The following is a 19,755-nucleotide window of genomic DNA, read 5'->3' on the forward strand; positions in this document are numbered from 1 at the left end:
GGAGCGGCGGCGCGGCCGCTCAGCGCATCTTGCCGCCGCCCCTGGGCATCCGCATGCCCTTGGGCATGGGCCCCTTGGGTACCGGCATGTTGCTCATCAGGTCGCCGAGTGCACGCAGCCGGTCGTTGACGCTGGTGACCTGGGCGCCGGGAAGCACGCGCGGCAGCTTCATGAGCGTCGTACGGAGCTTCTTCAGCGGCACCTGGCCCTCGCCGTCACCCACCACGATGTCGTGGACCGGGGTGTCGGCGACGGTGCGCGCCATCCGCTTCTTCTCGGCGGACAGCAGCCCGCGGAGCCGGTTCGGGTTGCCCTCGCCGACGAGCACGATGCCGGGCTTGCCGACGGCACGGTGCACGACGTCCTGGTTGCGGTTCATCGCCACCGCCGGGGTGATCGTCCACCCGCGGCCGACGTTCTCCAGCACGGCCGCGGCCGCGCCGGGCTGGCCCTCCATCTGCCCGAAGGCAGCTCGCTCGGCGCGCCGTCCGAAGACGATCGCCATCGCGAGGAAGGCCAGCACGAAGCCCAGGATGCCCGCGTAGATGGGGTGGCCGATCGCGAAGCCGATGGCAAGGAGAACGCCGAATACGACGATGCCTACGCCAGCGACGACAAGACCGACCTTGGAGTCGACCCGACGGGTCATCTTGTAGGTCAGGGCGATCTGCTTGAGCCGCCCGGTGTTCTCAGCGCCGGCAGCGCCGTCTGAGTTTGCCTTCCTCGCCATACAGCGAAGTTTACGTGGCCTGCGGACGCCCGGTCGCCGCGGCCTCCAGTACGTACTGGGCCTCGTGGCGGTCCTTGGCCCGACGGCGGTCCTCCAGGACCGACGTCCAGGCGTTACGGCGTGCGGTGCGCTGCCCGCCGCCCATCAGTACGGCCTCGACGGCACGCAGTGCACCGGAGACGGAAGGGACGGGGCGGGCGGTGGCGCGGAACGGCGCGGCCTGCATGGTGGAGTCTCCCTCGGGGAGGTCGATCGGGGCGGAAGGTGTGCGAATGTCCATCGGTTCGAGCGCGGTGCGTACATCCATCGTCACTGAAGGGTGTTACCAACGGATGACCTGTCGGTCAAACACCGATGAAACAAAGTGACGCACCGGACGCGGCCCGCACGCCCCCGGCCTGGGGGAGAGCGGGCCGCGTCCGTTCAGCATGTGCCACGATTCACAAGATGGCGCGCCGGGCGGGTCAGACCGCCTGACTGGACGCCTCGACCTCGCGCCGCTCGACGGCCTGCTGGTAAAGGCGGCCGGCGCGGTAGGAGGAGCGGACCAGCGGACCGGACATGACGCCGGCGTAGCCGATCTCCTCGGCCTCCTCCTTCAGCTCCACGAACTCGGCGGGCTTGACCCAGCGCTCGATGGGGTGGTGCCGCACGGAGGGGCGCAGGTACTGCGTGATCGTGATCAGCTCGCAGCCCGCGTCGTGCAGGTCCTGCAGCGCCTGGCTGATCTCCTCGCGCTCCTCGCCCATGCCCAGGATCAGGTTGGACTTGGTGACGAGGCCGGCCTCGCGGGCCTGGGTGATGACGTCGAGCGACCGCTCGTAGCGGAAGCCGGGGCGGATCCGCTTGAAGATCCGCGGCACCGTCTCGACGTTGTGCGCGAGCACCTCGGGGCGTGAGGAGAAGACCTCGGCCAGCTGCTCGGGGACCGCGTTGAAGTCGGGGATCAGCAGCTCGACGCCGGTCTCGGGCATCGCGGCGTGGATCTGGCGGACGGTCTCCGCGTAGAGCCAGGCCCCGCCGTCCTCCAGGTCGTCGCGGGCGACGCCGGTGATGGTGGCGTACTTCAGGCCCATGGTCTCGACCGACTCGGCGACCCGGCGCGGCTCGTCGCGGTCCAGCTCCTGCGGCTTGCCGGTGTCGATCTGGCAGAAGTCGCAGCGACGGGTGCACTGGTCGCCACCGATGAGGAAGGTCGCCTCGCGGTCCTCCCAGCATTCGTAGATGTTGGGGCAGCCCGCCTCCTGGCAGACCGTGTGCAGACCTTCGCTCTTGACCAGGCTCTGCAGGTGGTTGTACTCGGGACCCATTTTCGCCCGGGTCTTGATCCACTCGGGCTTGCGCTCGATGGGGGTCTGGCTGTTCCGGACCTCCAGGCGCAGCATCTTGCGTCCGTCGGGTGCGACTGCGGACACGTCCGGCTCCCTACGACTTCGTTTCTTCGGCGTACACCAGGGTACGCCCGATAATTCGCACGTCTTTACGCGTGCAGACTGTGCAGGTCAACCTCGGGTGGGAGGAGAGCATTCCTGCCGTCCCGCCCGGCGCGCGGTCTCAGACCGCGCGGGGAAGGAGCTCGGCGCCTTCCAGGACGTCCCGCAGGTGTTCCTCGACGACCGGCAGCACCTCGGCGATGGTGACCTCGCGGCCCAGCTCACCGGAGAGCGAGGCGACGCCGGCGTCCCGGATGCCGCACGGCACGATCTTGTCGAACGAGGTGTTGTCCGGGTTCACGTTCAGCGCGAAGCCGTGCATCGTGACGCCCTTGGCGACGCGGATGCCGATCGCGGCCAGCTTGCGGTCCTCGCGGCGCTGGCCGGCGTTGGACGGCGCGTACTCCGGGCCGTTCAGCCGCGGGTCGAACAGCTCGTCCGCGGCCCGCGGGTCGAAGTCCAGCTGCAGGCCGCCCAGGGCCGCCCGCTCCTCCACCGGGTCGCCGAGCACCCACACACCGCTGCGGCCCTCGACACGGGAGGCCGCCACACCGAAGTCGGCGCAGACCCGGATCAGGGCGTCCTCCAGGCGGCGGACGTGGGCGACCACGTCAACCGGACGAGGCAGCTTCTGGATCGGGTATCCGACCAGCTGGCCGGGGCCGTGCCAGGTGATTTTCCCGCCGCGGTCGACATCGACGACCGGGGTGCCGTCCAGGGGGCGCTCGTCGTCCGACGTGCGCCGTCCGGCGGTGTAGACGGGCAGGTGCTCCAGCAGCAGGCAGGTGTCGGGCACCTCGTCGGCGAACCGGGCGGCGTGGACCCGGCGCTGCTCCTGCCATGCGGTTTCGTATTCCACGGCGTCCGCACCGAAGCCCAGATGCACAAAGCGCAGCCCCTCGGGTGCGGGGGTCTCCCCCCGAGAGATCGCAGTCACGGCAGCTCCTCTTCGAACCTCTGTTGCAACTCGCTGCAACATTTGATGCCACTTCGCGCCCAGGCCACTGTACGGCGGCCCGCTCCGGCAGCCGTAGGCGGCCGGTGCCGAGCGCCCCTGAGCACCGCATGCGCCCTGCTCACACGATCGGATGAACACAGGGCACAGGCCGGGAGAACGGCCTCTTGGGCCGTTACATTCACGCCGTCCCACAAGGGCGAGGAGCGTGCCGGACAGGGACAGCCGAGTCCGGCAGCCCGGCCCGGAAGGCAGGAGACCGGTAAAGCTGATGACGGAACGACCCCCGCAACACACACCCAACCGCCAGCTCGCCGCGCTCATCGCCGAGGCGGGGTTCTCCAACGCAGGGCTGGCCAGAAGGGTTGATCAGCTCGGTATCGAGCACGGCCTCGACCTGCGCTACGACAAGACCTCGGTGACGCGCTGGCTGCGCGGCCAGCAGCCCAGAGGCACCACCCCCGCCCTGATCGCGGAGGTGTTCACCCGCCGGCTGGGACGCCGGCTGTCCGCCCAGGACCTCGGCCTGGACGCCTGTGCGCCGGTGTACGCCGGGCTCGAATTCGCCGCGACCCCCACCGAGGCCGTGGACATCGTCAGCGGCCTGTGGCGCAAGGACTCCGGCAGCCACGCGGAACTGCGGAAGATCGCCTTCACCCCGGCCGGCCTCGTGGTGCCGAGCCGGGACTGGCTGATCGGCCGCGCCGACGAGCGGGTCGCCCGCGGCGACACCGGCACCGAGAACCCGGGCCGGGTGCCCGCCCAGGGGCGGGCCTCGGTGCCGCGCCAGCGCCGGACCGACCGGGTCGACCGCGTCCAGGGCGCCCGGGTCTCCTCCGGGGACATCGCGGCGCTGCGCTCGGTCGGCGAGCTGTTCCGGTCGCTGGATCACGCCTACGGCGGCGGCCATGCCCGCCAGGCGCTGGTGCGCTATCTGGAGCACGAGGCCGAGCCGATGCTGCGCGGCAGCTACGGCGAGGCGACCGGCCGCCGGCTGTTCGCGGCCGCCGCGGACCTCACCCGGCTGGCCGGCTGGACCTCCTACGACATCGCCGCGCACGGCCTGGCGCAGCGGTACTTCGTCCAGGCGCTGCGGCTGGCCCAGGCGGCCGGCGACCGGGCGTACGGCTCCTACGTCCTGGTGACGATGAGCCGGCAGGCCGTCTATCTGGGACACGGCAGGGAGGCCGTCCAGCTGGCGCGGGTCGCGCAGCAGGGCATCGGCAGCAGCGCGCCGCCGGTGGTGCAGGCGCTGCTGCACGCCGCGGAGGCCCGCGGCCACGGCCTGATGAGCGAGGTCCGGGCGTGCACCGCCGCGCTGTCGCGGGCCGAGCGGGCCCTGGAGGCCGCCCGGCCGGGCGACGAAACCCCGTACTGGGCACGGTTCTTCGACGAGGCCCAGCTCGCCGACGAGCTGGCGCACTGCCACCGCGACCTCCAGCAGTACCGCACGGCCTGCCAGCACGCCGAGCGGTCGCTGCAGCTGCGGGCCGCGGGATTCGCCCGCAGCCGGCTGTTCTGCCGGGTCGTCCTGGCGACCGCCCGGCTGGGTCTCGGCGAGCTGGAGCAGGCGTGCACCCTCGGCGCGGAGGCGGCGCTCCAGGCCACCGAGATGCGCTCGGTGCGCGCCCATGAGTACGTCAGGGAGTTCGAGCGGCGGCTGGAGCCGTTCCGTGACGCGGCCGCGGTGCGTGGCTACCGCGACCGGGTGGCGGCGCTGGGGTGAGACCTCCCCGCACCCGGGAAGCCGCCGGGTGCGGGGGCGCTCAGCCCGTACGGGACATCAGGCCACCGGGCGCAGGGAGTTCGGCTCGGCCGGGGTCGGCAGGCCGAAGTCCTGGAGCAGCGCGTGGGCGGCCCTGCGGCCCGAATGCAGGGCGCCCTGCAGCGTGCTGGAGTCCCGGTGGTCGCCGCAGACGTAGAGGCCCGCCAGCACCCGCACCGGCCGCTCCGGGTCGTGCGGCGCGGGCATCGCCGGGGCGGCCCAGGGGTCGTGATGGGCGGTCAGCAGCTGCCAGTCGTCGGTCATCGCCCCGTAGATCCGCTCCAGTTGGGGCCGCACCGTCTTGTCGAGGACGGAGGCCGGCAGCGCGGCAGCGGCACCCAGCACGGTCGTGGTGATCAGCGTCCGGCCGGGGGGCGTGCGCGACGGGTCGATGGCGCCGGCGGCGTAGGTGTGCGCGACCGGTCCGGCCGTCGGCAGGATCAGCGCGGTGTCGCGGTGCGGGCCGCCACGCGCCCCCGCGGCCCCCGCCGTGTGGTGCAGGACCGTCGCCGGGTGGAAGGCGGGCACCCGCAGCCCCGGCAGCAGTTGCGCCGCGTCGTGTGCGGCGGTCGCCACCAGCACCGCGCGGCAGGGGATCCGGCCGTGCTCGGCGGTGCTGACGCCCGTGGTGGAGACGGCGGTGGCCCGGACGGACGTGCGTATCGTGCCGGCCGGCAGCGCGGCGGCGAGGAGTTCGGGGACGGCCGAGGCGCCGCCGGCCGGCAGGCTCAGCCGGCCCCCGGCGAAGGCCCGGAGCACCTGTGCGGCGCCCCGGCTGGAGTCGCGCAGCTGCGGATCGCAGGTCAACGCGCCGAGCAGCGGCCGGAGGAAGGCGTCCTGGGTGCGCGGCGGGAAGGCCGGGCGGCGCGCCAGCACCTCGCCCACCGGACGGTCGGCGGGTGCCGAGGCGGTGCCCCGGTCCCCGTGCCGTTCGGTGTGCCGGTCCGGCCTCCGCTCCGCGCGGCGTTCGGCCCGGCGCTCGGCGCGCGAGAGGGCGCGCGCGGCAGAAAGTGCGCCCCTCGTGCTCCGGGCCGCGCTGATGCGCTGGGCGCGTTGGCCGTTGTGCACCGTCAGCCCCGCCGCGAACGGACGCAGCGGCAGATCGCCGAGTCCGGGCGTGCGGTGCAGTTCGTCGGCGCCGATGGCCAGCGGCCGCCCGCTGCGGTCCAGCCGGAAGCCGTCGAGCTCCTCGGTGGCGGACCTGCCGCCGATGTGTGGCGCGGCCTCCAGCACCGTGACGGAGACGCCCGCCCCGGTCAGATGGCGGGCGGCGGCAAGGCCGGCCGAGCCGGCTCCCACGATGACGACGTCCACGGTCGAGGTGGTGCGCAGCACGTGGCCCTCCCCAGGTCGGTCCCAGCCTCGGCGGCACGGGGTCTCATGCCCGGTGCCGCCGGGCGGAATGCCGATTTATGTGTGCGAGGACGGTAGGGAGGCGCGCGGGGCGGCCGACAGGTAGCGCGCGGGGCGCGTAGGGGGCAGGCCCCGGTGCGGGCGGCCCGCCGGACGGCACGGGGTGCCACGAATTCGCCGCCGGCCGGACCGGAGCGGCGTCGGATCCGTGGCCGGGACCGGAGCGGGTGGGCTCACGCGGCGCGCACGGCGTCGGCGATCCCGGGATGCGCGAAGGAGAATCCGGACTCCAGCAGGCGCCGGGGGATGATCCGCTGGCTGCCGAGCACGTCCCCGGCGAACTCGCCCAGCGCGATGCGCAGGGCCGCGGCGGGCACCGGGAAGGGCGTCGGGCGGTGCAGGACGCGGCCCATGACCTCGGTGACCTCGCGATTGGTCACCGGCTCCGGCGCGGTGAGGTTGACCGGACCGGCGAGGTCCTCGGTATCGATCAGATGGCGCAGCGCCGCGATCTCGTCCTGGAGGGAGAGGAAGCTCCAGTACTGGCGGCCGTCGCCGAGCCGCCCGCCGAGCCCGGCGCGGAAGAGGGGGAAGAGCCGGCCCCAGGCACCGCCCGAGCGCGCCACGACCAGGCCGGTGCGGGCGAAGACGGTACGGATGCCCGCCTCCTGCGCCGGTGCGGCGGCGTTCTCCCAGTCGACGCAGAGTTCGGGCAGGAACCCCGTACCGGCCGGCGCGCTCTCGTCCGTACGCCGGTCGCCGGTGTCGCCGTAGTAGCCGATCGCGGTGCCGCAGACGAAGACCCGCGGGGGGTTGTCCATCGAGGCGAGCGCGGTGGCGAGGGTCCGGGTGCCCAGGATGCGGCTGTCGCGGAGTTCGCGCTTGTAGGCGGCGGTCCAGCGGCGGTCGCCGACCCCGGCCCCGGCGAGATGGACCACCGCGTCGCAGCCGGCCAGCCCGGCCGTGTCGATCTCCTCCCGCGCGGGATCCCAGCGCACCTCGTCCGCGGCCGCGGGCGCCCGCCGGACGAGGCGTACGACCTCGTGTCCGCCGGACTCCCCGTCCCCGGTGCCCCCCGCGCGCAGGGACTGTACGAGTGCTGTGCCGATGAGGCCGGCCGAGCCGGTGATCGCGATCCGCATGGGGCCATCCTGCCCGCACCCCGTCCCGGCCGGTGGCACCCGGGGTCAACCGGCCGCCCTGCGCGGAGCGCGGGCGGGCGCGGAGCCGGTCCGGCCTACTGCCGGAACCGCTCCCACAGCCGGGGGAAGCGTTCGGCGAGAGCCTCGTCGTCGTCCAGGTCCAGGTAGCTGCCGAGCGGTTCGCGGGGCGGTGACGCCAGGCCCAGGTCGGGCATCTCGGCGCCGGTCAGCTGCTCGTACGCCTCGTCGGCCGCATAGCCGAGCTCCTCGGCGTCGCCGTCCACCGCCTCGTCGAAGTCGTCCAGCAGCTCGGCGAGATGGTCCGGGTCGTGCAGCGCGCCCTCGAAGACCTCCCGGCCCTGCCCGATCAGCCAGCAGCGGAAGTAGTCGAAGGCGTCATCGCTCGCGCCGTCCAGGAGGACGGCCGCCGCGGCCCACAGTTCCCAGGCGTACGCCCGGTTGTAGCGCGACTCGAAGTGGCGGGCGAAGTCCACGACGGAGTCCGGGTCGCGCCCCGACAGCCGCTCGACCAAGGAGTCGGCCTGCTCCTCGGGGTCGCCGTCGGCTGCCCGGCGGGAGCCGTCGATCAGCTCCCAGAACTCCGTCTCGTCCATCACCGCTCCAGCATCGGTCCTGCCGTGGTGCCCCGCATGCCGAGTACCCCATCTGCGACACAGGTGTGACGCGGACCGGTGACATGTCGTGTGACCGCCCTCGGATTCACTCGTTGGAAGGCGTGCAACGACGGCAGATCCCCACCTGGTGAAGGGCTGTTTCAGGCCATGCCCATGGACGAACGTACCCGGGCCGATGTCGAACGGGCCGAAGCGGCCATCGTCGAGCACTACCCACGGCTCGTCCGCCTCGCCTACCTCGTGCTTCCCCCGTCGATGGGCCGCCACCCCCGCGTCCTGACCGCCCATGGCCTGGTGCAGCGGGCACTGCCCCGGGTGCTTCCCCGGGCACGGCTGCGCAGGCGCGTGAGTCCCCTGCCCGCGCAACGCGGCCCGGCGCCCGGCACCGGATACACCGCGGTACGTCTGCGGACCCTGCGACTCGCCCTGGCGTACGAGCCGGGGACGGGCCCGGGGGCCGCCGCCCGCCTGCTGCCCTCCGTACCGGTCGTCTGGGGACTGCGGCTGTTCCCCCAGGCCGGCGGTGCCGACGAACTCGCCCTGGACCAGGCGCTGTCCGGCGTACCCGCGCCGGTGCGCGCCGCCCTCGGGCTGTGGCACCTGGAGGGGCTGGAGGAGGACGTGGCGCGCGCCGTGCTGGCGGATGCCGGGGTCGCCGACCCGGAGGCGGCGCAACGGGCCGCCGGGCAGCTCGACCAGGCCGCCGCAGCCGATGTCGCGGTCCTGCTGAACTCCGGGGAGTTCGACCCCTGCACGGTCCAGACCCGGCCGACGGACCTGCTGCGCCGCCGCCAGCGGGTGCGCGCATCGCTCCTGGCGGCGGCCGTGCTGGTGGTCGGCGCGGTGGTGGTGGGGGTGGCGGTGCCGGGCGAGGGCGTGAACTCCCCGGACGCCGGCCGGCCGGCGAGCGCCGCGTCCTTCGCGCAGCAGGCGCTGGAGCCGGAGCGGCTGCTGCGCGCCCCCAACGACCAGTGGGCCGACACCTCGCGGCTCGACTTCACCACCTGGCCCGCCCGCGGCCGGCAGGCCGGCAACGGCAAGCTGCTGGCACGGGCGCTGCGGGTCTGGGCGGAGCCGCCCGCCGACGCCCGGATCACCGCCACCGCCGGTACGTCCACCCGGCCGCCGGCCCGGCCGCCGCGGCTGCTGTTCGCGGGCCTCATCGACGGCGTGATGGTGGTGGTCCTCCACGACGGCGAGCGGCTGGTGCGCTACGCCGAGCCGGAGGCGGCCACCCCGACGCTGCATTTCGCCCGGGTCGACGACGCGGATGTGACCACCGGCGCCGCGCTGGTGATCGGGCGCGGCAACGGCTGGATGCGGTACCTCATCGCCCCCTGGGTCTCCGACGCCACGACCCGCGACCTGCTCGCGCCCGACGCCCCGGCCCGCCCGCTGCACCTCGCCCCCGACGGCGTCACCGACCGGGTGCCCACCCCGCCCGAGGCGGCCACCGCCTGCGGGCGGTGGCCGGTGGTGCAGTTCCGCTCCTCGCAGCGCATCGCGGAGGACCACCGCTTCCTGGTGACCGACCTGGGGGATCTGGTGCCGGCCCATCTGTCCTACCTGCCCGCCCCCGCGGACGGTGCGCCGCCGCAGCCGCCGCGCGAGGCGACCGGCCCCGAGGGCCTGCGGAGCTGGGCCCGCACCGCCTGCTCGCTGCGCTCGCTGCGGGGCGAGGGGGTGCGGTCGGTGAACAACTGGGAGTTCGCCCGGCAGCGCCTCCCCGAGGGCGGCGGCGAGGCGACCTGGGTGTGCAGCCGCGCCGACACCTGGCGCGGTCCCGGCCTGGTCACCGTGCAGCTCCAGCCGCCGGCCACGCGCCCGGCGGATCCCGGGCTGGTCGCCGGCCGGGCCAGGAACACCGCCGCGTGCAGCCGCTTCGGGCCGGACGTGGTCGGGGACATCCGCTGGCGGGCGAAGTCGGGGAAGTGGTACCTCCTCGCCGCCGGCAGCCGGGCGGTGGGCGGCATCACCGTCGCCGGCAAGGTCAGGGCCGCCTCGGGCACCGGCACGCTCGCCGCACCTGTCGCGCACGACGCACCGGCCGGTGTCACGGGCAGGCTGCGCAACGGCCGCAGCCTGCGGGCGATCCCCTAGGGCGTGTCCGCAAAGTCCCGCCTGGCCCGCGACGCCTGGCACACACGCTCGCTGCGTTGTCGGGATCGGCCCCGTAGACCCACTACGAGGACGACCCTCCGCCTTGCGATCGCACGCACCGGACGCCGCGGACCCCGCCCTACGGGCGGACGGCGGGACTTTGCGGACACGGCCTGGGCCGATTCCGTACGGCCGGTACGGCACGCGGGCGCGGCCCGTCGGCAAGAGCCCGAAAAAAGGCGACAGAAGGTGTCGGGATTGGCTGCCAGGGTCGGGACGTACGGATGCGGGTCAGCGGACAGCGAGGAGTGGCGGACGTGACGGAACACGGGGAAACGGGACGTGCGGACCGGCCGGTCGTGGCGGATCTGACGGGGCGGGTGGCGCTGGTCGCCGGCGCCACCCGGGGCGCGGGCCGGGCGATGGCCGTGGAACTCGGCCGGGCCGGGGCGCTGGTGTATGTGACAGGGCGGACGACCCGGGAGCGGGTCAGCGAGGTCGGCCGGCCCTCGGAGACCATCGAGCAGACCGCGGAGCTGGTGACCGCGGCCGGGGGCACCGGGATCGCGGTGGCCGTCGACCACCTGGAGCCGTCCGCGGTGAAGGCGCTGACCGAGCGCATCGACCGGGAGCAGGGGCGCCTGGACGTGCTGGTCAACAGCCTCTGGGGCGGCGACCGGCTGATCGAGTTCGAGACCGCGCTGTGGGACCTGGATCTGGACAACGGCCTGCGGATGTTCCGCCTCGGCATCGACAGCCACGTCATCACCGGCCACTTCGCGCTGCCGCTGCTGATCAGGCGGCCGGGCGGGCTGGTGGTCGAGATCACGGACGGCACCGCCGACTTCAACCGGGCCTACCGCGGCAACCTCTGCTTCGACCTCACCAAGAACGCCCCGCACCGCATCGCCTTCGGTCTCGCGGCCGAGCTGAAGGAGCACGGCGGCACGGCCGTCTCGCTCACCCCCGGCTTTCTGCGGTCCGAGGAGATGCTCGACCACTTCGGGGTGACGGAGGAGAGCTGGCGCGACGCGGTGGCGCAGGAACGGCACTTCGCCATCGCCGAGTCCCCGGCCCTCATCGGCCGCGCGGTCACGGCGCTGGCCGCCGACCCCGACAAGGAGCGCTTCAGCGGCCGGTCGCTCTCCAGCGGGCAGCTGGCGAAGGTCTACGACTTCACGGACACCGACGGCTCGCGGCCCGACTGCTTCCGGTACTTCGAAGAGGTGGTCTTCGGCGGGAAGGCCGCGAGCCCCGAGGACTACCGATGAGGGGCACGGGGCACCGCAACACGTGTGCGCCGCACCGTCGTTGAGACCACGCAGCGCGGCAGTCAGGAGTACAGCGCCGCGGCCCGCCGGGCGGCCACCGCGAACCGCTCGCGCAGCCCGGCGGGCGCGAATACCTCGCACTCCGGGCCGAGTCCGAGCAACTGCGCGTACGCGACTTCCTCGGACTCCACGGCGAGCGTGACGGTCAGCCGGCCCTCCGCGTCGGGCGGGTCGGCCCTGTCCACCGCTTCCCCGGCCGCCACCCTGTCGGTGACGTACGGCAGTTGCCGGACGCCCTCCCGCGAGAGCCGGAGCACGACCTCCGCACGCAGGAGGGAGCGGGTGAACTGCGCCGCCCGCTCCGCCCAGAACGCCGGCAGGTCGAAGGTCTCGTCGCGGGTGAAGCGCTCGCCGGTGGTGTCCACGGTGGCGAAGCGGTCGACCCGGTAGACCCGTAAGCCCCTGCCCTGCTCCGACGCCTTCTCCTCCGCGTCGGCCGCACCGCCGGTGGACGCGGCGTCCCGTGGGCGGGCCGCCAGATACCAGACGCCCGCCTTGAGCACGAGACCGTACGGCTCCAGCTCCCGCGCCACCTCGGTGCCCTTGCGGAGATAGCGGGCGGACAGTCGGCGGTCGTCCCACACCGCGTCGGCGACGGCCGGGAGCAGCGGCGGCGTCTCCGGCTCGTGGTACCAGCCGGGCGCGTCGAGATGGAAGCGCTGCGCGGCGCCCGACGCGGCATCGCGCAGCTCGGGCAGGAGGGCGGCGGAGACTTTGAGACGGGCGGCGGACGCGGCGTCCGCGAGGCCCATCTCCCGCAGCGCGGACGGCACTCCGGACAGGAAGAGCGCCTCCGCCTCACTGCGGCCCAGACCCGTCAGGCGGGTGCGGTAGCCGCCGACGAGACGGTAGCCGCCGGCCCGCCCGCGGTCCGCGTAGACGGGGACCCCGGCCTCGGAGAGGGACAGCACGTCCCGGGCGACCGTGCGCTCGGAGACCTCCAGCTCCCGCGCCAGTTCGGCGGCCGTCATCGACGGCCGGGACTGGAGCAGCAACACCATCTTGATCAGCCGGGCAGCACGCATGGCGTCATCATGCCGGGCCGCAGCGGCCGGCGCGGGCCGGTGCGGGGAAGCCGGTGGAGGCTGCTGGGCCCTGCCCGGTCACCGCCTCCAGGGCGTGACCGGGCAGGGCCGAGGGATTCCCGTGCGAAGACCCCGGGCGCGGTGGATGGTCTTCGCACGGGAGCAGTGGTGGGCGGCGCCCGGTGTCGGCCGGGGCCGCCCACAGCTCACAGGCCGTAGCGCTCCTTGGCCTCCTTGACGGTCTCCGGCTTGACCTCGCCGCGGCGGGAGAGCGCCGCGAGGGCCTGCACGACGACCGACTGCGGGTCCACGCCGAAGTGCCGGCGGGCCGCGTCACGGGTGTCGGAGAGGCCGAACCCGTCGGTGCCGATGGACACCCAGTCCTGCTCGACCCACGGGGCGATCTGGTCCGGGACCGCCCGCATCCAGTCGCTGACCGCGACGACCGGTCCGGGAGCACCGGCCAGCGCACGGGTGACGTACGGGATGCGGTCCTCGCCGTCGAGCCGGGCGGCGTCGCACTCCAGCGCGTCGCGGCGCAGCTCCGTCCAGGACGGCGCCGACCAGACGTCCGCCGCCACGCCCCAGTCGTCGGCCAGCAGCTGCTGCGCCTCCAGGGCCCAGTGGATGGCGGTACCGGAGGCCAGCAGCTGGAGCTGCGGGCTGTCGGCGGCGGGCTTGGTGCCCTCCTGGTAGCGGTACAGGCCCTTGAGGATGCCCTCTTCGACGCCCTCCGGCATGGCCGGCTGGACCTTGGTCTCGTTGTAGACCGTCAGGTAGTAGAAGACGTCCTCGGCGTTCTCGCCGTACATCCGGCGCAGACCCTCCTTGACGATCACCGAGACCTCGTAGGCGAAGGCCGGGTCGTAGGAGAGCGCCGCCGGGTTGGTGGAAGCGATCAGATGCGAGTGGCCGTCGGCGTGCTGGAGGCCCTCACCGGTCATCGTGGTCCGGCCGGCCGTCGCGCCGATGACGAACCCGCGGCCCAGCTGGTCGGCGAGCGCCCAGAACTGGTCGGCGGTGCGCTGCCAGCCGAACATCGAGTAGAAGATGTAGAACGGGATCATCGGCTCGCCGTGGGTGGCGTAGGACGTCGCCGCGGCGGTGAAGTCGGCGAGCGAACCGGCCTCGGTGATCCCCTCGTTGAGGATCTGGCCGTTCTTGGCCTCCTTGTACCAGAGCAGCTGGTCGCGGTCGACGGGGTCGTAGTTCGCGCCCTTGGGGGAGTAGAGCCCCGCCGTCGGGAAGAGCGACTCCATGCCGAAGGTGCGGGCCTCGTCGGGGACGATCGGGACCCAGCGCTTGCCGGTCTCCTTGTCCCGCATCAGGTCCTTGATCAGCCGGACGAACGCCATGGTGGTGGCGATCTCCTGGCTGCCGGAGCCCTTCTTCAGGGCGTCGAAGTTCTTGTCCGCCGGCATCGGCAGCGGCTTGGCGACGACCTTGCGGGCCGGGGCCGGGCCGCCGAGCGCGGCGCGCCGCTCGCGCAGGTAGACCATCTCGGGGGAGTCCTCGGCGGGGCGCCAGTACGGCGGCAGGTCGCCTTCCAGGGCGCTGTCCGGGATGGGCAGTTCGAGGAGGTCGCGCATGGCGCGGAACTCCTGCCCGGTCAGCTTCTTCATCTGGTGGTTGGCGTTGCGGGACTCGAAGCCCGCGCCCAGGGTGTAGCCCTTGACGGTCTGCGCCAGGATGACGGTCGGCCCGCCCTTGTGGTCGACGGCGGCCTTGTAGGCGGCGTACACCTTGCGCGGCTCGTGGCCGGCGCGGGAGGTCTGGAACAGCTCCAGCAGCTTGGCGTCGGACAGCGTGCGGCCGATGGCCTCCAGGGCCGGCTCGCTGCCGAAGAAGTGTTCGCGCAAGTAGGCGGCGTCGCGCGTGGCGTACGTCTGGAACTGCGCGTCAGGGGTCTCGGCGAGGCGCCGGACGAGCGCGCCGTCGGTGTCGAGCGCGAAGACCTCGTCCCAGGCCCGGCCCCACAGCGACTTGACGACGTTCCAGCCGGCCGCGCGGAACTGGGCCTCCAGCTCCTGCACGATCTTGAAGTTGGGGCGGACCGGGCCGTCCAGGCGCTGCAGGTTGCAGTTGATGACGAAGGTCAGGTTGTCCAGGCCCTCGCGGCCGGCCAGCGCCAGGGCGGCGGTCGACTCGGGCTCGTCCATCTCGCCGTCGCCCAGGAACGCCCATACGTGGGAGTTGGCGGTGTCCTTGATCCCGCGGTGCTCCAGGTAGCGGTTGAAGCGCGCCTGGTAGATCGCGGAGAGCGGGCCGAGGCCCATGGAGACGGTGGGGAACTCCCACATCCAGGGCAGCCGCCGCGGGTGCGGGTAGGAGGGCAGCCCCTCGCCGCCCGCCTCCTGGCGGAAGTGGTCGAGCTGGTCCTCGGTGAGGCGGCCTTCGAGGAAGGCGCGGGCGTAGATGCCGGGGGAGGCGTGGCCCTGAATGTAGAGCTGGTCGCCGGAGTCACCGCCGCCGTCCAGGCCCTCCTTGCCGCGGAAGAAGTGCTGGAAGCCGGTCTCGTAGAGCCAGGCGGCGGACGCGAAGGTGGCGATGTGGCCGCCGAGGCCGAGCTTGGAGCCGCGGGTGACCATGGCCGCCGCGTTCCAGCGGTTCCAGGCGGTGATCCTGGCCTCCATCGCCTCGTCGCCCGGGAACTCGGGCTCGGCGGAGGTCGGGATGGTGTTGACGTAGTCCGTCTCCAGGAGGGACGGGAGGGCGGTGCCCTCGCTGCGCGCGGTGTGCTCCAGGGCACGGCGCATCAGGTACGCGGCACGCTGCGGGCCCGCTGCCTCGGTGACGGCGTCGAGCGACTCGCGCCATTCGGCCGTCTCCTCGGGATCGCGGTCCGGGAGCTGGTCGAGCTGGCTGTACGGCAGGCGCACGGGTTCGGGCATGGGTGGCCCCTTTCCGGACGGGAGGGATGCTCGGGGGAGTCGTCCCAGCACCCGTCCGGCTCGCGGTACCCGGCACGGCACACCGCGGCGGTCCGGCCGTCCCGTACGCCTGGTACGGCGAGGACCTTCTCGCCTGTGCGATGCGCCGCGCCACATGTCGCGGGCCCCCGCCCCTGAGGGCGGATGACGGGGCTGCGACGACACCCCCTACGAGTTCTTCGGCAGGAATTCGGCAGGCAGGGTGTCGCGCCCCGCAAACGACGATACGCCTCTGATCGATGATCGATCAACGGTCTCGGGACGAATAACCGCAGGTCGGCACGGCGTGCCGCATTTCCGGGCACGCGGTGCCACGGGAAATCGGGTCTCCGGGAGCGGCCCCGGAGACCTCGGCGAGCGCCCTCCCGCCGCCCCTCAGACCCTCGGTGCGCAGCTCAGAACGTGTGTCTTGAGCAGGGTGCCGATCTTCGGGTCGCGCCGCCGGAACGCATCGACGATCTCCTGGTGATCCTGGGCGTGCGAACGCGGCTCCGGGCTGAACCAGCGGATGGAGAGCGTCGTCCAGACCTCGATCCCCAGCGACTCCCAGGTGTGCAGCAGCACGGCGTTACCGGCCGCCCGCACGATCTCCCGGTGGAAGGCCACCGTGTGCCGCACCTGCGCCTCCCCGTCGCCCGCCCGGTCCGCCTCCCGCAGCGCCGCCACCTCGGTGTCCAGCGCCGCGGTGTCCTGCGCAAGCCGCACGGCGGCCAGTTCCGCGGCCACCTGCTCCAGACCGGCCCGTACCGGGTAACTCTCCTTGAGGTCGGCCGCGGTCAGATTGCGTACCCGTACGCCCTTGTTCGGCGCCGACTCGATCAGCTGCAGCGACTCCAGCTCACGCAGCGCCTCGCGGACGGGCGTCTGGCTGACCTCCAGCTCCACCGCGATCCGCCGCTCCACGATCCGCTCGCCCGGCTGCCAGCGGCCGCTGACGATCCCCTCGAGGATGTGCTCGCGGATCTGCTCGCGCAGCGAATGGATGACGGGCGGGGTCATGACGTGCTCCTTCAGAGCGTGGGGTGAGCAGGGGGCCATTATCCGGGAAACGCAAAGGGGCCGGCCCCGGCTCGAATGAACCGGGGCCGACCCTTGGCACACCTGGCGCGTGCCTGCCGGACTCAGAGACCGATCTCGGTCTCGAACTCGGCGGCCTCCAGGATCTGCTTGACCGTGGTCAGGTAGCGGGCGGCGTCGGCGCCGTCCACCAGACGGTGGTCGTAGGAGAGCGCGAGGTAGGTCATGTCGCGCACCGCGATGGTCTCGCCGAGGTCCGGGTGGTTGAGGACCACCGGGCGCTTGACGGTCGCACCGATACCCAGGATGCCGACCTGGTTCGGGGGCACGATGACGGTGTCGAACAGGGCACCGCGCGAACCGGTGTTGCTGATGGTGAAGGTCGCACCGGACAGCTCGTCCGGCGTGATCTTGTTCGCGCGGACCTTGCCCGCCAGGTCCGCCGTCTTGCGGGCGATACCGGCGATGTTGAGGTCACCTGCGTCCTTGATGACCGGGGTCATCAGGCCCTTCTCCGCGTCCACCGCGATACCGACGTTCTCGGTGTCGAAGTAGGTGATGGTGCCCTCGTCCTCGTTGATCCGGGCGTTGACGACCGGGTGGGCCTTCAGCGCCTGGACCGCGGCCTTGACGAAGAACGGCATCGGCGAGAGCTTGACGCCCTCACGCTGCGCGAACCCGTCCTTGGCCTTGTTGCGCATCCGCATGATCGCGGTGATGTCCACCTCGACCACGGAGGTCAGCTGAGCCTGGCCGTGCAGGGCCTTCATCATGTTGTCGCCGATGACCTTGCGCATCCGCGGCATCTTGACGGTCTGACCGCGCAGCGGCGACGCCTCGATGGCCGGGGCGCCCGCCTTGGCGGCGGCCGGAGCGGCAGCGGCCGGGGCGGCGGCCTTGGCGGCCTCCGCGGCGGCGATGACGTCCTGCTTGCGGATGCGGCCACCGACACCGGTGCCCTTGACCGCGGCGAGGTCCACGCCGGTCTCCGCGGCGAGCTTGCGCACCAGCGGAGTGACGTACGCGCCTTCGGCCTCACCCGCGGCCGGAGCCGGGGTGACCGGGGCCGGAGCGGCCGGGGCGGGCGCGGGAGCCGGCGCCGGGGCGGGCGCCGGAGCGGCCTTGGCCTCGGGAGCCGGAGCGGGCGCCGGAGCCGGGGTGGGCTCGGGCTGCGCGGCCGGGGCCGGGGTGGGCTCCGGCTGGGCGGCCGGGGCGGCGGCCTGGTCGGCCGAACCGATGACGGCGAGCTTGGCGCCGACCTCGGCGGTCTCGTCCTCGCCGACCACGATCTCCAGCAGCGTGCCGGAGGCCGGCGCGGGGATCTCGGTGTCGACCTTGTCGGTGGAGACCTCCAGCAGCGGCTCGTCGGCCGAGACCTCCTCGCCGACCTCCTTCAGCCAGCGGGTGACGGTGCCCTCGGTGACGCTCTCGCCCAGTGCGGGGAGCACGACATCGGTGCCCTGGGCACCACCGGCGGGGGCGGCGGCCGGGGCCGGGGCCTCGGCGGCCGGCGCCGGGGTGGGCTCGGGCTGCGGCTGGGCGGCCGGGGCCTCGGCGGCGGCCGGAGCCGGCTCCTCGGCCGGCGCACCGGTGCCGTCGTCGATGAGGGCCAGCTCGGCGCCGACCTCCACGGTCTCGTCCTCGGCCACCTTGATGGAGGACAGGACGCCGGCGGCCGGGGCCGGGATCTCGGTGTCGACCTTGTCGGTCGACACCTCGAGCAACGGCTCGTCGGCCTCTACGCGCTCACCCTCGGCCTTGAGCCAGCGGGTGACGGTGCCCTCGGTGACGCTCTCGCCGAGCGCCGGCAGGGTTACGGAAACCGCCATGGTTTCAGTTGCTCCTATCGAATGTGCGGATGTGGTCGCGCCCGGGACTGGGGTCAGTCGTGGGAGTGGAGAGGCTTGCCGGCCAGGGCCAGGTGGGCCTCACCGAGTGCCTCGTTCTGCGTGGGGTGCGCGTGAACGAGCTGCGCAACCTCGGCCGGCAGGGCCTCCCAGTTGTAGACCAGCTGGGCCTCACCGACCTGCTCGCCCATACGGTCACCGACCATGTGGACGCCGACCACGGCGCCATCCTTGACCTGGACGAGCTTGATCTCGCCCGAGGTCTTCAGGATCCGGCTCTTGCCGTTGCCTGCGAGGTTGTACTTGAGTGCGACGACCTTGTCGGCGCCGTACAGCTCCTTGGCCTTGGCCTCGGTGATACCCACCGAAGCGACCTCGGGGTGGCAGTACGTGACGCGCGGCACGCCGTCGTAGTCGATCGGCACGGTCTTGAGACCGGCCAGCCGCTCGGCCACCAGCATGCCCTCGGCGAAGCCGACGTGGGCGAGCTGGAGGGTGGGGACGAGGTCACCGACGGCCGAGATGGTCGGCACGTTGGTCTGCATGTACTCGTCGACCAGGACGTAGCCGCGGTCCATCGCGACGCCCTGCTCCTCGTAGCCCAGGCCCGCCGAGACCGGCCCGCGGCCGATCGCGACCAGGAGCACCTCGGCCTCGAAGGTCTTGCCGTCGGCGAGGGTCACCTTGACGCCGTCGGCGGTGTACTCGGCCTTCTCGAAGAAGGTGCCGAGGTTGAACTTGATGCCGCGCTTGCGGAACGCGCGCTCCAGCAGCTTGGAGCTGTTCTCGTCCTCGACCGGGACGAGGTGCTTGAGGCCCTCGACGACGGTGATGTCGGTGCCGAAGGACTTCCACGCGGAGGCGAACTCGACGCCGATGACGCCGCCGCCCAGCACGATCGCGGACTTCGGCACGCGGTTGAGCTTCAGCGCGTGGTCCGAGGAGATGATGCGGTCGCCGTCGATCTCCAGGCCCGGCAGCGACTTCGGCACGGAGCCGGTCGCCAGCAGGACGTGCCGGCCCTCGACGCGGCGGCCGTCGACGTCGACGGAGGTGGGGGAGGAGAGACGTCCCTCACCCTCGATGTAGGTCACCTTGCGGGAGGCGATCAGACCCTGCAGGCCCTTGTACAGGCCCGAGATGACCTCGTCCTTGTACTTGTGGACCGCCTCGATGTCAACGCCCTCGAAGGTGGCCTTGATGCCGAACTGCTCACTGTCGCGAGCCTGGTCGGCGATCTCGCCGGCGTGCAGCAGAGCCTTGGTGGGGATGCATCCGTTGTGCAGGCAGGTACCGCCGACCTTGCCCTTCTCGATCAGGGCGACGTCCAGGCCCAGCTGCGCCCCGCGCAGGGCAGCGGCGTAACCACCGCTACCGCCTCCGAGGATCACTAGGTCGAAAACGGTGCTGGCGTCGTTCGCCACGTCACGTCCTCCATGCATGGGTACGCCGGAGCCGGTCTCCAATGACCGGACGGCGGCTGTTGTTCGGC

Annotated in this window: 15 protein-coding genes; 3 read left to right on the plus strand and 12 right to left on the minus strand. The window is 72.9% G+C overall.

Annotated elements, in window-relative coordinates; all coding sequences use genetic code 11:
- Nucleotides 1–19 precede the first annotated feature (19 nt).
- The 4 genes from QOM21_RS26370 to lipB all read right to left on the minus strand — a co-directional run bounded on the left by QOM21_RS26370 (nt 20) and on the right by lipB (nt 3,049).
- Nucleotides 20–730 (minus strand): DUF4191 domain-containing protein, encoded by a 711-nt coding sequence (locus QOM21_RS26370; protein ID WP_393892185.1) that lies wholly within the window; start codon nt 728–730, stop codon nt 20–22.
- 10 nt (nt 731–740) lie between these two features.
- On the minus strand, nt 741–956 hold the full coding sequence (locus tag QOM21_RS26375) for a hypothetical protein (protein ID WP_407555826.1): 216 nt from the start codon (nt 954–956) through the stop codon (nt 741–743).
- Between the two features lie 238 nt (nt 957–1,194).
- A complete protein-coding gene (gene lipA, locus QOM21_RS26380) occupies nt 1,195–2,145 on the minus strand; it encodes a lipoyl synthase (RefSeq protein ID WP_407553504.1) in 951 nt (316 codons plus the stop codon).
- A gap of 139 nt (nt 2,146–2,284) precedes the next feature.
- Entirely contained in the window at nt 2,285–3,049 is a 765-nt protein-coding gene (gene lipB / locus QOM21_RS26385; protein ID WP_407555828.1) for a lipoyl(octanoyl) transferase LipB, read from the minus strand.
- 340 nt (nt 3,050–3,389) lie between these two features.
- Between lipB and QOM21_RS26390 the strand changes: the two genes are divergently transcribed.
- Nucleotides 3,390–4,844, plus strand: coding sequence for a regulator (locus QOM21_RS26390; protein WP_407553505.1), 1,455 nt, complete (start codon nt 3,390–3,392; stop codon nt 4,842–4,844).
- 57 nt (nt 4,845–4,901) lie between these two features.
- On the opposite strand, the gene QOM21_RS26395 is transcribed toward QOM21_RS26390, so the two are convergent.
- The 3 genes from QOM21_RS26395 to QOM21_RS26405 form a co-directional block, all read right to left on the minus strand.
- Nucleotides 4,902–6,218 (minus strand): FAD-dependent oxidoreductase, encoded by a 1,317-nt coding sequence (locus QOM21_RS26395; protein WP_407553506.1) that lies wholly within the window; start codon nt 6,216–6,218, stop codon nt 4,902–4,904.
- 251 nt (nt 6,219–6,469) lie between these two features.
- Nucleotides 6,470–7,378, minus strand: coding sequence for a TIGR01777 family oxidoreductase (locus QOM21_RS26400; RefSeq protein ID WP_407553507.1), 909 nt, complete (start codon nt 7,376–7,378; stop codon nt 6,470–6,472).
- 95 nt (nt 7,379–7,473) lie between these two features.
- Nucleotides 7,474–7,992, minus strand: a complete 519-nt coding sequence (locus QOM21_RS26405) for a DUF4240 domain-containing protein (protein WP_407553508.1) — start codon at nt 7,990–7,992, stop codon at nt 7,474–7,476.
- Between the two features lie 174 nt (nt 7,993–8,166).
- Between QOM21_RS26405 and QOM21_RS26410 the strand changes: the two genes are divergently transcribed.
- Entirely contained in the window at nt 8,167–10,113 is a 1,947-nt protein-coding gene (locus tag QOM21_RS26410; RefSeq protein ID WP_407553509.1) for a hypothetical protein, read from the plus strand.
- 317 nt (nt 10,114–10,430) lie between these two features.
- Nucleotides 10,431–11,384, plus strand: coding sequence for an SDR family oxidoreductase (locus QOM21_RS26415; protein ID WP_407553510.1), 954 nt, complete (start codon nt 10,431–10,433; stop codon nt 11,382–11,384).
- A gap of 62 nt (nt 11,385–11,446) precedes the next feature.
- On the opposite strand, the gene QOM21_RS26420 is transcribed toward QOM21_RS26415, so the two are convergent.
- The 5 genes from QOM21_RS26420 to lpdA all read right to left on the minus strand — a co-directional run bounded on the left by QOM21_RS26420 (nt 11,447) and on the right by lpdA (nt 19,687).
- Nucleotides 11,447–12,469, minus strand: a complete 1,023-nt coding sequence (locus tag QOM21_RS26420) for a helix-turn-helix transcriptional regulator (RefSeq protein ID WP_407553511.1) — start codon at nt 12,467–12,469, stop codon at nt 11,447–11,449.
- A 206-nt stretch (nt 12,470–12,675) separates the two neighbouring features.
- The gene (gene aceE, locus QOM21_RS26425; protein WP_407553512.1) at nt 12,676–15,360 is read right to left on the minus strand and encodes a pyruvate dehydrogenase (acetyl-transferring), homodimeric type; all 2,685 of its coding nucleotides are present in this window, start codon (nt 15,358–15,360) and stop codon (nt 12,676–12,678) included.
- Nucleotides 15,361–15,774: 414 nt separating this feature from the next.
- Entirely contained in the window at nt 15,775–16,398 is a 624-nt protein-coding gene (locus QOM21_RS26430) for a GntR family transcriptional regulator (protein ID WP_393892196.1), read from the minus strand.
- A 122-nt stretch (nt 16,399–16,520) separates the two neighbouring features.
- The gene (gene sucB, locus QOM21_RS26435) at nt 16,521–18,245 is read right to left on the minus strand and encodes a 2-oxoglutarate dehydrogenase, E2 component, dihydrolipoamide succinyltransferase (protein ID WP_407553513.1); all 1,725 of its coding nucleotides are present in this window, start codon (nt 18,243–18,245) and stop codon (nt 16,521–16,523) included.
- Between the two features lie 53 nt (nt 18,246–18,298).
- Complete coding sequence (gene lpdA, locus QOM21_RS26440; protein ID WP_407553514.1) at nt 18,299–19,687, minus strand: dihydrolipoyl dehydrogenase; 1,389 nt, start codon at nt 19,685–19,687, stop codon at nt 18,299–18,301.
- Nucleotides 19,688–19,755 lie beyond the last annotated feature (68 nt).

This window comes from Streptomyces sp. Pv4-95 (genome assembly GCF_045782725.1).
GTDB lineage: Bacteria > Actinomycetota > Actinomycetes > Streptomycetales > Streptomycetaceae > Streptomyces.

Coding starts and splice junctions, on each gene's coding strand:
- QOM21_RS26370 (WP_393892185.1), bottom strand. CDS start 730: ATGGCGAGGAAGGCAAACTCAGACGGCGCTGCCGGCGCTGAGAACACC.
- QOM21_RS26375 (WP_407555826.1), bottom strand. CDS start 956: ATGCAGGCCGCGCCGTTCCGCGCCACCGCCCGCCCCGTCCCTTCCGTC.
- QOM21_RS26390 (WP_407553505.1), top strand. CDS start 3,390: ATGACGGAACGACCCCCGCAACACACACCCAACCGCCAGCTCGCCGCG.
- QOM21_RS26400 (WP_407553507.1), bottom strand. CDS start 7,378: ATGCGGATCGCGATCACCGGCTCGGCCGGCCTCATCGGCACAGCACTC.
- QOM21_RS26405 (WP_407553508.1), bottom strand. CDS start 7,992: ATGGACGAGACGGAGTTCTGGGAGCTGATCGACGGCTCCCGCCGGGCA.
- QOM21_RS26410 (WP_407553509.1), top strand. CDS start 8,167: ATGGACGAACGTACCCGGGCCGATGTCGAACGGGCCGAAGCGGCCATC.
- QOM21_RS26420 (WP_407553511.1), bottom strand. CDS start 12,469: ATGCGTGCTGCCCGGCTGATCAAGATGGTGTTGCTGCTCCAGTCCCGG.
- aceE (WP_407553512.1), bottom strand. CDS start 15,360: ATGCCCGAACCCGTGCGCCTGCCGTACAGCCAGCTCGACCAGCTCCCG.
- QOM21_RS26430 (WP_393892196.1), bottom strand. CDS start 16,398: ATGACCCCGCCCGTCATCCATTCGCTGCGCGAGCAGATCCGCGAGCAC.
- sucB (WP_407553513.1), bottom strand. CDS start 18,245: ATGGCGGTTTCCGTAACCCTGCCGGCGCTCGGCGAGAGCGTCACCGAG.